Below are 14,936 nucleotides of genomic sequence, written 5' to 3' on the forward strand. Positions count from 1 at the left end.
AAGCGTGCGAGCTTAGCGGTTCACTGCTTTACTCACTCAGGAACTATCGATGAGTCACACTGTTAACCCCGCTATCAATCGAAGAAGTGCCGCCTGTTTGGCATTTGTGCTGTGTATGATTACCACGGCGGTTAATTTACAGGCACCGCTTTACGACGCCTTCGCTGCTCGGGATGGTCTAGGGGTTGGGGCGACCACCGTCGCCTTTGCCTGCTACGTGGTGGGCGTTTTGCCGGTATTGCTTGGTTTAAATGGGCTTGCTGAGCGGGTTGGGCGCAAGCCATTAATCGTGATTGCCTTGCTGCTAAGCCTGTTGGCTACTGTTATCACTTTGGTAGCGCCGAGTCTGGTAGCGCTGGGGGTTGCCCGTTTTCTACTTGGTATCAGCATGGGGCTGACATCAATGGTAGCCCCCGCTTATATGCAATTGCTATTGGGTGGCGAGGATCACCGTGTCGCGACGAACTATGTGACGGCCAGCACCGCGCTTGGGTTTGGTTTGGGGGCCGCCGTCACTAGCCTGTTTGTTTTTCATATCCCAAGCGTATCGCCTCCCAGCCTGTGGCTTTATCTCGCTATCGCTTCACTGGCATTAATGGGTGTCTTCACACTTAAAGATCGCGCACCCAATGCCATTAAAAGCCCTATGCTTCGACCTCCCAGCTATCCTCCAGGCGCATTCGCTTATGGGCTTGCCATCATGCTGGCTTGGGCGATGGTCGGATTAGTGATTGCGATTTTACCCTCTACGTTGCAGCAGCACGGTTTATCTGCCTGGAGTGGCTTCGCTACGTTTGGGATTTGTAGTTGCGGAGTGCTGTTTCAGCCTTGGGCGAGAAGGCTTGCGCCGCAAAGCGCTACGCTATTGGGATTAGTGATACTGCCGATGGCCTATGGAGTGATCGCATGGGGCGCCGTTCAAGGCTACCTTGTGGCGGTGCTGCTAGGTACGGTGGCTGCCAGCAGCGCTTGCTATGGGTTTATCTATTTGGGTGGTTTAAGTGGCGTATTGGCGGTTGCAGGTGAGTGCTCTCCCCAGGCCAGTGCAGGCTATTTTCTGATGGCTTATCTTGGCTTCAGTATTCCGGTGATCACCACCGGGATACTGATTGATGCCGTGGGTCATACCCTCGCACTAACGTTGTTTGGCCTTGTACTGCTGGGTGGCGTTGTCACAACGATCATTTTGCTGCGCAAGACACAACCGTTAATCACGGCGCTCAAGATTTGATTTTTTCTACTAATAACCCGCACGAGGGGGCTGCCCAGCGGGTATTGGCGGTAAACACCACATCACATACCACTGGAGAGTAGTAGTGGCGTACTTCTTCATCGACTCGGGCGCGCAGGGCATCCTGGCTGGCGATTGAAAGGAGGGATGTTTCCGGCAGCACCACATGCACAATGACATACATCAGTCGGCCAGGGCGAACCATGCGTACGCGCACTTCTTGTGTGTCGGTAGCCGCCAAGGCGTTCGCCACGGCTTGGCGAACGGGCACCGCAATAGCTTCTTCCGGCGTTTTATTGAGCAGTTCCCGTAGTGCCTGCGAGGCCATTCGGACAGGCACGCCTAAACAGAGCACCACCACCGCAATGACTAACACTGAATCTACATAGGGCAGAATCGCCTGCCAGCCTAAGCGTTCGAACACTATCACTAGGCAAAATGCCGTTAATACCGCAGCTGAAATCACGCTGTTGACCACCCAGTTAAGCTTGTCTGCAGCCACCAATGGACTACTCACATGTCGCTGGCTACGGTGCATCACCCAGGCCGTCAGCGAACAGGCAACGGTAGCAAACAGGGCATAAAGGACTGCCAAACCCGCTGCGATTACACGGCCGCCGGTAAGCAAGGCAGCAATGGCATCAACCAGCGCAAAGATGGAGACGCCTAAAATCAGCAGCCCCTTGCAGAGATTGACCAATGACTCAAAGTAGCTATAGCCGAACGGATAAGATTCGCTATCCGGGCGGCTGGCTAATTTGCTCACCTTAATCGTCACCAGGGCGACGCTGAAATAGATCAGGTTGAACAGGCCATCCAGCAGGATCGCCTGGGAGTTGGAGGCTAGCGTGGCCATAATGCCTGCGCAACCAATCAGCAGCGCCATAAAGGCGGAGAACGCTAGAGTGCTCGATTCTGTCTTCACGAAGGTTTCTTCCGGTATGCGTCGTCAAAATATCCAGTCAGCATAGCAACTTTGTTAGCGAAGTATCGGATGCCGATGGATTACGCACTTTTGGAAAGCATCGTAAGTTCTACTAACCTAATGAGGCGTTTGTTGGATTCACGTTAAGCCAAACAGGAGGGTTAAACGATGCCAATGCTGAGCGTAGGAACGGAAAAAGGCACGCCGGTTGAGCTTTACTATGAAGTGCACGGGGCGGGCAAGCCGGTGATATTGATTCATGGATGGCCACTGAGTGGGCGCTCGTGGGAGAAGCAGGTACCCGCATTAGTAGAGGCAGGCTATAAGGTGGTGACCTATGATCGGCGTGGCTTCGGCTGGTCCACTCAACCTGATGGTGGGTACGATTACGATACGTTAGCCTCCGACCTTAAAAGGCTTCTTGAAGCGCTTGATCTCAATGATGCAACGTTAGTGGGTTTCTCAATGGGTGGCGGTGAAGTGGCTCGTTATCTTTCAAGCTACGGCACGGGGCGAGTCGATAAAGCCGTTTTTGCAGCAGCCGTTCCACCTTACTTGTACAAGTCAGACGACAACCCCGAAGGTGGCCTGGATGACGCCACGATCAATCAGTTTTTAGAGGGAGTGAAGGGCGATCGTATCGCGTTCCTGGAAGACTTTACCAAGAACTTTTTCAATGCCGGTGAGCGCAGTGACTTAATCAGCGAGCCGAACCGCCAGTATCATCGCGATATCGCCGCCTTCGCCTCTCCTCAAGCCACTTACGATTGCATTAAAGCCTTTAGCTATACCGATTTCCGTAAAGACTTGCCCAATATCGATATCCCCACCCTGGTATTGCACGGCGATTCAGATGGCATCGTGCCGTTTGAAGTAAGCGGCAAGCGGGCGCATGAGATGCTGCCTAAGGCGACGTTAGAGGTGATCAAAGGCGGCCCCCACGGCCTAAATGCCACACACGCTGATGAGTTTAATCAGGCGCTGATTGCTTTCTTGGATAGCTAATTTTCCTCAATGAGTAATATCTACCGCGCCGCCTATCAGGCGGCGTTTTTATGATGACTCGGTTTACCCCTCAACCCACACTTCATCACCTTGAAACTCGATCTTCCAGGCACGCAACTGGACGCTCTCATCCTCCAGACACTGGCCATCTTCTAAACGGAAGTGCTGCTTATAGATGGGGGAGGCGACGACAGCAGCGCCTTTAAGATCGCCGACAATACCGCGGGCGATGACATTGGCTTTGGAGAAGGGATCATGGTGGTCGAGAGCGAAGAGCCCATCACCCTGTCCTTTTCCCACATGCCCAGGCAGGTAGAAAATCGCTACCTGGGCCGGGCCTTCGCTGGTTTCAATCCAGGCGGCTACGCCCGAAAATTCTACTAGGTCAGCCTTGGTGCAGACTTTTTGCCACGTCTTACTGTCTTGAGAAGCCATGGTATCCATCTCTTTTTTCAGTGCCGTTGCGGTCATGGGTTGCCTCGTTTTTATTGAGAATGCACAGGGTGCTTAAGCGGGCCGTGGCTGGCCGCGTTCAGAGGTCATAATGATCGAGGGGTCTGGGCGGTCGTCGTTGACGAAGCTGCGGAAGCGCTTGAGTTTCTCCGGATCGCTGATGGCATCCGACCATTCGCACCGATAGGTATCCACCACGGTTTGCATCTGACGCTCCAGCTCGTCGTTGATGCCTAAGCTGTCTTCCAGAATCACCTCTTTGAGGTACTCCAGGCCGCCGTCGAGGTTTTCACGCCATACCGATGTGCGCTGTAAACGGTCGGCGGTGCGCACGTAGAACATCAAGAAGCGGTCAATGGTGCGGTAGAGCTGCTCGTCGTCCAGGTCGGTGGCAAACAGTTCGGCGTGGCGAGGGCGCATGCCACCGTTACCGCAGACATAAAGATTCCAGCCGTTTTCGGTGGCGATAATGCCAATGTCTTTGCTCTGGGCTTCTGCGCACTCGCGGGTGCAGCCGGAAACGCCAAACTTGATCTTGTGGGGTGAGCGCAGGCCCTTGTAGCGGTTCTCTAACTGAATCGCCATGCCGACGCTGTCCTGCACGCCGTAGCGGCACCAGGTGCTGCCCACGCAGGATTTCACCGTGCGCAGCGATTTACCGTAGGCGTGGCCAGTCTCGAAGCCTGCGGCAATCAGCTCGCCCCAAATATCCGGCAGGTCTTCCAGGCGGGCGCCGAACAGATCGATACGTTGGCCGCCGGTGACCTTGGAGTAGAGGCTATATTTTTTAGCCACTTCGCCCAGGGCAATGAGTTTATCGGGCGTGATCTCACCACCGGCCACACGCGGCACCACCGAATAGGTACCGTTCTTCTGCATATTGGCCATGAAGGTGTCGTTGGTGTCCTGCAAGGGGATATGCGCGGCGTCGGTGATCGGTTCGTTAAAGCAGGAGGCCAGAATGGACGCCACGGCAGGTTTGCAAATATCGCAGCCCAGGCGATGTGTGTCGGCGTTGCCGTGTTTCTCAATTAAATCAGTAAACGTTTTGATGCCTTCGACGCGCACAATGTCATAAAGCCCCTGGCGGGTATGGGCGAAGTGTTCACAAATCGATTTATCGACTTCGACACCGCGCGCTTCCAGCTCGTGATCCACCACGCTTTTGAGTAACGCGGTACAGCCGCCGCAGCCGGTGCTGGCCTTGGTGGCGATTTTGACGCCAGCGAGATCCTCGGCACCGCCATCAATGGTGGCGCAAATATCCCCTTTGCTGACGTTATGGCAGGAGCAGATGGTCGCGGTTTCTGGTAACGCGCCGGGGCCGAGAGTGGGAGCGGCGCCGCTGCTCTGGGGCAGGATCAGCGAGGCGGGTTCTTCAGGCAACTCAATACCATTGGCGTAGTACTGCAGCAAGGTATCGTAAACACCGTTGTTGCCCACCAGCATGGCGCCGAGCAGTTTTTTACCGTCACTGGAAACCACCAGCTTACGGTACTCCTGCTTGATGGGATCCAGGTAGCGGAACATCCGCGCACCGGGATTTTGGTTGCCGTGGGCGTCGCCAATCGAGCCCACATCCACGCCAAGGAGTTTGAGCTTGGTGCTCATATCGGCGCCACCAAAATGGGTATCGCCACCGGTCAATGTCGAAAATGCCGCTTTGGCCATTTGATAACCGGGCGCTACCAGGCCGAAAATGCTCTGGTTCCACAGGGCCACTTCGCCAATCGCGAGGATGGCTGGGTCACTGGTAAGACACTGGTTGTCTACTACCACGCCGCCGCGTTCACCAATTTCCAGGCCGCAGTCCCGAGCCAACTGGTCGCGGGGGCGAATGCCTGCCGAGAAGACGATCAAGTCTGTTTCAAGCACTTTATCGTCTTGAAAGACCATACGGTGACGGCTGGCATCTCCATCTTCAATACGCTGAGTCGCCCGTTCGGTAAGCACCTGGACACCCAGAGCTTCGATTTTTTCGCGCAGCAGCTCGCCGCCTTCATTATCTACCTGCATGGGCATTAGCCGAGAGGCGAATTCCACCACGGCCGTATCAAGATTCAATCCACGCAGGGCGTTAGCCGCTTCTAAGCCCAGCAAGCCACCTCCCACGACCACCCCGTTAGTGGCGGTTTCAGCGGCAGCTCGTATGGCGTCTAAATCGTCCAGGGTGCGATACACCAGACATCCTTCGCGGTCGTTGCCGGGGATCGGCGGTACAAAGGGGAAAGAGCCCGTTGCCAGCACGATGCGGTCATAGGGGTAGCGGCCTTGGTCGGTAATGACTTCGTGAGTAGTGCGGTCAATCTCAATCACGGCTTCGCCACTGCGCAGCTCCACACCGCTAACGGCGTAGTAATCCGCATCGCATAACGCCAACGAATCGGCATCGCGGCCGCTGAAATATTCGGATAGGTGTACCCGGTCGTAGGCGCGGTGGCGCTCTTCCCCAAACACGGTGACCTGATAGCGTTCAAGGGCGCCGTTATCGACGATCTGTTCGACCAGGTGGTGGCCGACCATACCGTTACCAATGATAATAAGCTGTTCGGGAGTTGCCGTTTTTTTGGTAGACATCATGCCACCTCTGCGGTCGATAAATGGAGGGTATCGTTCTGTTGGTCAGCCATGTCCGCCTGAAGTACTTCGACATCAGCGGCACCAAACAGTAGTGCTTGGCGGTAGTCGTGAAGGTTATTGCCAGCGAGCGCTTGCTCGAAGTACCAAGGGCCTTGGCTGGTGTCGCCGTAAAGCACCGCGCCCTCTATCTGGCCGTCGCGCAAGAGCAGGCGACGGTAGTCGCCGCGCTCAATGTCGTGGTAATTCAATACGTCATGCTCGGCGCTGGCCTCGGTGGGGCCAAAGGCGTAGAGCGCCACGCCACTGATTTTGAGTTTGGTGGCGCTAGGGGCATCCGCGTAGCCTTGGGTGGTTGTGCCGCACAGCGTGGCGGCGAGGACCTCTACCTGACGCCAAATTGGCTCCACCAAGCCGTAGGTGGTGCCATTGAACTGGCAGCACTCACCCAAGGCGGAAACTGACGGGTCGCTGGTAGTGAGCCATTCGTCCACCACGATGGCACGCTGGGTATTCAGGCCCGCCTGATGGCCAAGTTCCGCGTTAGGGGTAATGCCCGCGGCAACGATCACACTGGAGGCCTTCAATTGGCGGCCATCGGCAAGATGTACCTTGGCGACCCGACCCTGGGCGTCGCTCTCTAGCCGCGCTAGCTGGGCACCAGTGATGATCTGTAAACCGCGCTGAGTGAGGGTGCCTTTAAGTAGGTGAGCAGCGGGCGCATCTAACTGGCGGTTCATCAGCCGCTCGCTGCGCTGGAGCACGCTAACGTTGATACCGTTGCCGCGCTTACGCAGCCCTTCAGCCGCTTCAAGACCGAGTAGGCCGCCACCAATCACTACAGCGTCGCCGCCGCGCTGAGCAATGGCCTCAAGTGCTTCGGCATCTTGCAGGTCGCGAAAGCCGTGTACGCCCTCAAGCTCAATCCCGGGAACATCAGGCAGCGCTGGGCGCGAGCCGGTGGCGATGATCAAATGATCGTAATCAAGTGATCGCCCGCTATCGGTGGTCAACGTTTGGTGTGAGCGGTCAAGCGCCTCGACCTTTTCACCGAGTATCAGGGTGACGCCCTGTTCTGCGTACCACGCGGTGTCGCGCAGCGTAAGCGCCTCCTGCTGCATCTCACCGGCCAACAGTGGCGAAAGCAGAATACGGTTATAGGCGGGGGTTGGCTCTGCGCCCACTACCGTGATGCGCTGTGGGCGTGTGGGCTGTTTTACCAACGCCTCAATTAGGCGGTGGCTTGCCATACCATTGCCAATGATCACTAGGTGGTCGTTGGGTGAACACCGGGAAGTGGTTTCCATGGGTGTCTCCTCTGTGTCTTTGCGGCTGCTTGAGCACCAAACAAAAAACGCCCCTGTCTCGCACCTCTTTGCAAAGAATCGCAAAAGCGTACGTAACAGGGGCGTCGTTGCCCGATAGCGTCTTTTTAAACGCGCGACAACCGCCATTGGCTGTCAATTGATTAAAAACCTTACTCTTTAGTAAGCAAGGAGCTAGCCAACTAGCCGTTTAGCATATTTTTTTAATTAACTTCAGCTGCTTAGATATGGATGATGGAAAAGCAATAACAAGACTCTTCGGATAGGCTGCACAGTGATGGTGCGAAAAGGGTGGCGGCGTGCACTTCCACACACCATTTATCGAGTGCCAGGTACTAAAACAAGTCTAAAAAGAGCGTTGCGTCGGCATCACTTTATTTTCAAATATCTGTTTATAAAGAGTAAGTTTTCAAAGGGTGGGTTTTAGGCTTGGCTTTTGCAGTTATCTTGGCAACAAGTTAGTTAACAAGGGATAAGCGCTCATTGCTAGGCGATGGCAGCGAACAACTCCAAAGCCTGTAGAAAAATAAGTAGCCGAATGTGTAGCTGTTAGAAAGTCTTCATTTGTTTGAAGAGACTATTGTAAAGAGTAATGCACCGATGAAGGTGCGCTGTGGCAACGACGTCCAGCCCTCTTCTCTTAATGCGTTGGTATAGCGCATTAAGAGAAGAGGGACTGGACGTTTTTTTATGCCTAGCATTTATATACGTATATACGGCGTTCACGTTTGACCCGAGGAGGTGTTATGCGAGGGGCAGAAGCAGGGCAGCAGTCCAAAACGACGCAGCGAGCCAAAACCACATGCCCCTACTGCGGTGTTGGCTGTGGCGTGATGGCGACCGTTGAAGCAGGCACGCTGAGCGCCGTCGAGGGTGACCGTGAACATCCCGCTAACTACGGGCGGCTGTGTGTCAAAGGTACTGCGTTGCACGAAACCCTGGGTGAGCAAGGCCGTCTCACGCATCCTCGGGTGGATGGCATTGAGGTCTCATGGGATGCCGCGCTAAGCGCCACCGCTGATCGTTTAACTACTTTGCGTTCCGAGCATGGCAATCACAGTGTGGCGGCGTATCTCTCCGGCCAACTGTTAACGGAAGATTACTATGTGGCCAATAAGCTGTTTAAAGGCTTCTTGGGTACGCCCCATTTAGATACAAATTCGCGGCTCTGCATGGCGTCCGCGGTGGCCGGGTACAAGCGCGCCTTTGGTGCGGATGCGGTGCCGTGTAACTACGAGGATTTGGAAGAGGCGGAGCTGGTGGTGCTGGTGGGGTCCAATCTCGCCTGGAATCATCCGGTGCTTTATCAGCGTATTAAAGTCGCTAAAGAGCGCAATCCGCTGATGCGTTTGGTAGTGATCGACCCGCGGGTGACGGATAGCTGTGAAATCGCCGATCTCTACCTGGGCATCAAGCCGGGGACGGATGCTTACCTGTTTAACGGCCTGCTGGCGTGGATGGCACAGCGTCGCAAGCTCGATACCCGCTACCTTGAGCGCCACACCGAAGGGTTTGACGATGCCCTGACGGCGGCCCAGCAAACCACGGGCTCGGTGGCGGAAGTCGCAGTGGCCTGCGATGTTGACCCCGAACGACTGGAAACCTTTTACTACTGGTTTGCCAGCCAGCTGCATGTAGTCACGCTTTACTCTCAAGGCGTTAACCAATCCTCCAGCGGTACCGATAAGTGCAACGCCATTATCAACTGCCACCTGGCGGGCGGCAAAATCGGCTTGCCGGGGGCAGGGCCGTTCTCCATTACCGGCCAGCCCAACGCCATGGGTGGCCGCGAAGTGGGTGGGCTGGCCAACCAGCTAGCCGCGCATATGGATTATCACACGTCAGGCGGACGCGATCTGGTTAGCCGTTTTTGGACCACCGAGAGCCTTACGCCGATCCTGCCGGAAGGGCCGGGTTTTAAAGCGGTGGAGCTGTTTGAAGCTATCGAGCGCGGTGAAATAAAAGCGCTGTGGGTAATGGCCACCAACCCCGCGATTAGTCTGCCCGACGCGGCGCGAGTTCGCGCTGCCCTGCAAAAGTGCCCGCTGGTCATCGTTTCCGAGTGCGCCGCCCACACCGACCTGTTGCCTTATGCGGATATCGTGCTGCCTGCCTCGGGGTGGTCGGAAAAAGATGGCACCGTCACCAACTCCGAGCGGTGTATTTCTCGTCAGCGAGGCATGCTAGCGCCCCCCGGGGAAGCGCGCCATGACTGGTGGATTATAGGCGAGGTGGCGAAACGCCTGGGGTTTGCCGAAGCGTTTAACTACGTGCACCCCTGGGAAATTTTTGACGAGCACGCTCGACTGTCAGGGTTTGAAAACGGTGTTGATAACAGCGCGTGGCCCGGCAGCCCGCAGCGATTGTTTGATATATCTGGATTGGTGGGCCTGGGGCGGGATGGCTACGACGCCTTAGCACCTATTCAATGGCCGGTCACAAAGGCCGCACCCCATGGCACTGCCCGGCTGTTTGAGGATGGCCAATTTGCCACCGCCAACGGTCGCGCCAAACTGCTGGCGATCCAGCCTCAAGGGCCTGAACAGACACTGAGTAAAGCCTATCCGCTGCGTCTGAACACTGGACGAATTCGTGATCAGTGGCACACCATGACCCGGACGGCGCGTGCACCACGGTTGATGAATCACCGCGCGGAGCCTTTCATGGATATACACCCGGACGATGCCCGCGTCGCTGGTGTTATCGATCAGGGATTGGCAGTGTTAACCGCCGCGAAAGGCGAGTTTCGCGCTCGGGTACGGGTATCCAATGCCCAACGCCGCGGTGAGGTCTTTGTGCCCATCCACTGGACTGACTGTTTTACCCGCCAGGCCAGAAGCAGCGCGTTGATCGATAGCATCACCGATCCGCTCTCTGGGCAGCCGGAGTCGAAGCACGGCGCTGTTGCTTTGGCGCCTCTGGCTACTGATTGGCAGGCCACCCTATTGGTCGCCGAAGGGGCAACGGAATCAACGCCTTGGCGCACCAGTGCCTACTGGGCCCGTATTCCCATGCGTGGCTGTCAGCGCTGGCAGCTTGCCAATACGCAGTCGATCAACGACTGGTTGGCGCAACTGAAAACGTGGTTGCCCGGCGATATATCGGTCGTCAGCCAAGACCCGGCTAACGGACGGCTGCGCGCCGCCTGCGTGGAAAATGGCCAACTGCGCTGGTGGCTGATGGTCGGCCCACCCAAAGAGTTGCCAGGGTTAGCGTGGCTGGAAGCGCGTTTTAACGAGACGTCGCTTAGCGATACCCATCGCCGTCGACTATTGGCCGGCTGCGACGATGGCGCCACGGATACTGGCCCGGTAGTCTGCAGTTGCCATCAGGTGGGTCAAACCACCATTGCCAACGCTATCCGTGCAGGCGATACCAGCATTGAAGCGCTGGGCGCCAGGCTCGCCTGTGGCACCCAGTGCGGTAGCTGTATTCCCGAATTGAAATCACTTATTGAAGAGGAGCGGCCCCATGCTCGCACTAAGCAATCCCTTACTACAGAAGTGGTTTAACGCCGTGATGCGGTTATCGCACCGTGCGATGTCGCCGTTGGTTCAGCATGCTGCTGATATACGTTTGCCACTGAGTGGTGATTGCCGCGCGGGGCAGGTTTACTTGGTGGGGGCTGGCAGCGGCGATGCAGAGTTGTTAACCCTCAAGGCGGCCCGACTGTTAATGCAGGCAGACGCCGTGGTGTATGACCGCTTGGTCGGCGACGAGGTGTTGGCGTTGATTCCCCAGGGCAGCGAGCGCTACTACGTGGGCAAAGCCCGTGGCCATCACAGCGTTCCCCAGGCAGAGATTGGCGCGCTGATGATTAAACTGGCACAAGCAGGTAAATCGGTAGTGCGCCTTAAGGGCGGCGACCCTGCAGTTTTCGCGCGGATGGGTGAAGAGCTGGATGCCCTGGCTGCCGCTCATATCCCTGCCGCTATAGTGCCGGGGATTACCGCCGCCTCCGCTGCCGCCGCTTGCATGGGTATTCCATTAACGGACCGTGGCCATGCGCAGCAACTGCGCTTTGTGACCGCCCAGTTGTGCCGCGAAGACGGTACGCCAGACTGGGCGTCGCTGGCGCGCAAAGATGAAACCCTGGTGTTTTATATGGGCCTTTCAAAAGTGGCGGCAATTTGTGAGGGCTTGCGTCAGGCGGGCATGCCCGATGAGTGGCCCATCATGCTGGTGGCCAACGCCAGCCAGCCTGAACAGCAGTCCCTGGTGGGCTCACTTGCTGATATGCCAGAGAAGCTTGATGCCCACCCCTTGCCATCTCCTTGCTTGATTATGGTGGGTAGTGTGGTGGAGCGGGTCGCTAGGTCGCCCGTGGCGTTGGCCGCCGCATGTGATGCCAGCGAAGGCGCTCGTTAGCCAATGGCAACACTGACCATTTCGCTCGGCCAGCATTCGGATAAAGGGCGCAAGCCGAGTAATCAGGATTTTTTTGGCGCTTACCTACCCAATGAGCCTCAGCGCTCGACTAAAGGGATTGCGATCGCATTAGCGGATGGGATCAGCAGCAGCGACGTGAGCCGCGAAGCGAGCGAAGCGGCGGTGGGCGGTTTTTTGACAGACTACTACGCCACTCCGGCCACCTGGGTAGTTAAAACCTCGGCCCAGCGGGTACTGCAAGCTACCAATGCCTGGCTTTATGCCCAAACCCGTCAAAGCCAGTACCGCTACAACTTGGATCGTGGCTATGTATGTACCCTGAGCGCGATGGTGATTAAGTCCACCACCGCACACCTGTTCCACGTTGGTGATAGTCGCATTTATCAATTGGTAGGAAAAACGCTGGAGCCGTTGACGGAGGACCACCGCTTCTGGGCCTCGCGGGAAGTCAGTCATTTAAGCCGCGCCATGGGGGCCAGTCAGCACCTGGAGTTGGATTATCGTGCAGTACCGATCACTAAAGACGATGTGTTTGTAATCGCCACCGACGGTGTTTATGAGTGGTTAACCGGCACAGAAATGGCTACGTTAATTCATGCCCACTGGGGGGATCTTGAGGCGGCGGCAGAATCGCTTATCGCGGCTGCCATCGATAACGGTAGCGACGATAACCTCACCGTGCAGATAGTGCGCATTGATAGCCTGCCAGACTCGCACGCCAATGAACTCTACGCAGCGCTAAGCACTCTACCGTCACCGTCTGAATTGCGTGCAGGGAGTGAGTTAGACGGCTACCGCATTGTGCGTCAACTGCATGCCAGCAGCCGCAGCCATGTCTACCTGGCGGAAGACGTCATCAGTGGCGAAAAGGTGGCGCTGAAAACGCTTTCTACCGAGCTAAGCCAAGACCCGGCGAGCATTGAACGATTTGTGCGCGAGGAGTGGATAGCCCGGCGCATTGACAATGTCAACGTTCTCAAAGCACCCACTCAAGAGCGGCCACGTCACTATCTTTATACGGTGTTGGCCTATATCGACGGGCAAACCCTAACCCAGTGGATGCGCGATCACCCCGACGCAGAATTAGCCAGTGTACGCCCCATCGTCGAGCAAATTGCCAAAGGACTGCGCGCCTTTCATCGCCTGGAAATGTTGCATCAAGATTTACGTCCCGACAACGTCATGATTGATCGCCAGGGTACGGTGAAGCTGATTGATTTTGGCGCAGCCAAGGTGGCGGGTATCGCCGAAGCGGCAGGCGAAGGGCAGCCCAGTAACGATATTTTGGGCACCGCTCAATACACCGCGCCGGAGTATTTTCTGGGAGAAGGCGGGTCGCCGCAGGGGGATCAATACTCTCTGGCCGTTATCACTTATCAAATGCTAACCGGCACGCTGCCTTATGGCACCGAGGTAGCCAAAACCAGAACGCGGGCGGCGCAACATAAGCTTGCCTACCAATCGGCGCTCAGCGAAAACCGGGAACTACCCGCCTGGGTGGATGAAGTGCTTAAAAAAGCACTGCACCCCAGCCCTCACAAGCGTTATCCAGCGCTGTCGGAGTTTGTTTTTGAACTGCGCTCCCCAAGCACTGAGGTGCTTAAGCGCGCCCAGTTACCACTACTAGAGCGCGATCCGGTACTTTTTTGGAAAGGTGTATCTCTGGCGTTAGCTATTGTGGTGATTGCCCTATTAGTACGTTAGGGGTGGCTAAGAGGATGCTATCAGCGGGCATCGTCGAAGCGGTCAACGAGGCGTAGGGTGGGGAAAATTTTCATCCAGGCACCCACCACCGCTAGTGTTCCGACACCGCCAATGATAGCCGCGGGTACAGCACCAAACCATGCCGCCATGCTGCCAGCGCGGAACTCACCTAACTCATTACTGGAACCGATAAACAGCATATTGACCGCATTGACACGCCCGCGCATTTCATCGGGAGTGGCAAGCTGAACCAGGGTCATGCGGACATAAACGCTAATCATATCGGCGGCGCCGGCCACTAGCATGGCCATCATCGAGAGCCAAAAAAACGTCGAAAAGGCGAACACGAGATTGGCAACGCCAAATGTCGCCACCGCCACAAACATCACTAAACCAGCGCGGCGTTTAATGCCACGTATGCCTAAGTACAATCCCATTAGCAGCGCGCCAACCGCAATAGCGCTTCGTAGTGCGCCTAACCCTTCCGGTCCAACGTGAAGTACTTCCTGGGCGTAGATGGGGAGCAGCGCCACGACCCCGCCCAATAACACCGCAAATAGATCCAGCGAAATAGCGCCCAGAATAATCGGCTGGTAGCGAATATAACGAATGCCCGCCGTAAAGCGTTTGATGGCAGTACTTTCCAGTGTTTTAGAGATTTCTGCATAGCGAATAGGCACCGGCGTCAGCAGCACTAGCGCCACAACAAAGCATCCTAAACATACGCTATAAGCTAGGCTGCCGCCGCCCGCGCCATACAGAATGCCGCCCAAAAGTGGGCCGCCAATCACGGCAGTTTTCATGATGGAGCTATTCAACGCAATGGCAGAGGCAAGCTGCGCGCGGGGCACAATGTTGGGCAGCAAGCTTTGTAAGGCAGGACCGGTAAAGGCTCGAGCCGCGCCAAACAGTGCCAGCACCGCGTAAAAGCCACCTACATTTCGGCTTCCATTCAGCGAAAGCGTGAGCAATAGCGCGCTGCATACTCCTTGTACTACCCAGCTAAATTGCAAAATGCGTTTGCGTGAGAAACGGTCAACGAAATCTCCTGCAGGAAGCAGAAGCAGCACCATGGGTAGAAACTGGGCTAACCCCACATAGGCCAGGGCCATAGGGTCACGGGTGATGTCGTAGACTTGCCAGGCCACCACAATGGCCTGAATCTGCATGGCAAATACCGCGGCTAAGCGCGATAGCAAAAAACTCAAAAAGCCCGATTGGCGATGAAGTGGTAATAAAGGGTCTATTGTGTTGATGGGGACATCGGTAGAAGGGGTCATAGCGTCGTCATGATAGGCGAATTTCACTAGCGAAGGGTTGAAGTAGG

General features: G+C 56.1%; 10 protein-coding genes. 5 read left to right on the plus strand and 5 right to left on the minus strand.

Features of this window, described 5'->3' with window-relative positions:
• The first annotated feature begins 49 nt into the window (after positions 1–49).
• Complete coding sequence (locus tag AC5TBW_RS04180; RefSeq protein WP_495510864.1) at positions 50–1,231, plus strand: MFS transporter; 1,182 nt, start codon at positions 50–52, stop codon at positions 1,229–1,231.
• Here AC5TBW_RS04180 and AC5TBW_RS04185 read toward each other — a convergent pair.
• Positions 1,221–2,156 carry a cation diffusion facilitator family transporter gene (locus AC5TBW_RS04185; protein WP_495510865.1) on the minus strand — a complete coding sequence of 312 codons (936 nt, stop codon included), beginning with the start codon at positions 2,154–2,156 and terminating at the stop codon, positions 1,221–1,223. The genes AC5TBW_RS04180 and AC5TBW_RS04185 overlap by 11 nt on opposite strands.
• Before the next feature lie 168 nt (positions 2,157–2,324).
• On the opposite strand from AC5TBW_RS04185, the gene AC5TBW_RS04190 reads away from it, so the two are divergent.
• Positions 2,325–3,161 (plus strand): alpha/beta fold hydrolase, encoded by an 837-nt coding sequence (locus AC5TBW_RS04190; RefSeq protein ID WP_495510866.1) that lies wholly within the window; start codon positions 2,325–2,327, stop codon positions 3,159–3,161.
• Positions 3,162–3,224: 63 nt separating this feature from the next.
• Here the strand turns inward: AC5TBW_RS04190 and nirD are convergent, their stop codons facing one another.
• Genes nirD through AC5TBW_RS04205 form a run of 3 tightly spaced genes read right to left on the minus strand, consistent with a single transcriptional unit; the run spans position 3,225 to position 7,498 of the window.
• Entirely contained in the window at positions 3,225–3,632 is a 408-nt protein-coding gene (gene nirD / locus AC5TBW_RS04195) for a nitrite reductase small subunit NirD (protein WP_495510867.1), read from the minus strand.
• Between the two features lie 36 nt (positions 3,633–3,668).
• On the minus strand, positions 3,669–6,191 hold the full coding sequence (gene nirB, locus AC5TBW_RS04200; protein WP_495511911.1) for a nitrite reductase large subunit NirB: 2,523 nt from the start codon (positions 6,189–6,191) through the stop codon (positions 3,669–3,671).
• Positions 6,191–7,498 (minus strand): NAD(P)/FAD-dependent oxidoreductase, encoded by a 1,308-nt coding sequence (locus AC5TBW_RS04205; RefSeq protein ID WP_495510868.1) that lies wholly within the window; start codon positions 7,496–7,498, stop codon positions 6,191–6,193. Before AC5TBW_RS04205 ends, nirB begins: the two co-directional genes overlap by 1 nt.
• Before the next feature lie 764 nt (positions 7,499–8,262).
• Here AC5TBW_RS04205 and AC5TBW_RS04210 point away from each other — a divergent pair.
• Genes AC5TBW_RS04210 through AC5TBW_RS04220 form a run of 3 tightly spaced genes read left to right on the plus strand, consistent with a single transcriptional unit; the run spans position 8,263 to position 13,609 of the window.
• Positions 8,263–11,028, plus strand: a complete 2,766-nt coding sequence (locus AC5TBW_RS04210) for a nitrate reductase (protein WP_495510869.1) — start codon at positions 8,263–8,265, stop codon at positions 11,026–11,028.
• The gene (gene cobA, locus AC5TBW_RS04215) at positions 10,988–11,884 is read left to right on the plus strand and encodes a uroporphyrinogen-III C-methyltransferase (protein WP_495510870.1); all 897 of its coding nucleotides are present in this window, start codon (positions 10,988–10,990) and stop codon (positions 11,882–11,884) included. The genes AC5TBW_RS04210 and cobA overlap by 41 nt, the downstream gene beginning before the upstream one ends.
• A 3-nt stretch (positions 11,885–11,887) precedes the next feature.
• Positions 11,888–13,609 (plus strand): bifunctional protein-serine/threonine kinase/phosphatase, encoded by a 1,722-nt coding sequence (locus AC5TBW_RS04220; RefSeq protein WP_495510871.1) that lies wholly within the window; start codon positions 11,888–11,890, stop codon positions 13,607–13,609.
• A gap of 20 nt (positions 13,610–13,629) precedes the next feature.
• Here AC5TBW_RS04220 and AC5TBW_RS04225 read toward each other — a convergent pair whose 3' ends face one another.
• Positions 13,630–14,889, minus strand: coding sequence for an MFS transporter (locus tag AC5TBW_RS04225; RefSeq protein ID WP_495510872.1), 1,260 nt, complete (start codon positions 14,887–14,889; stop codon positions 13,630–13,632).
• Positions 14,890–14,936: the final 47 nt, after the last annotated feature.

The sequence above is a fragment of the Vreelandella sp. ssv genome (assembly GCF_059448525.1).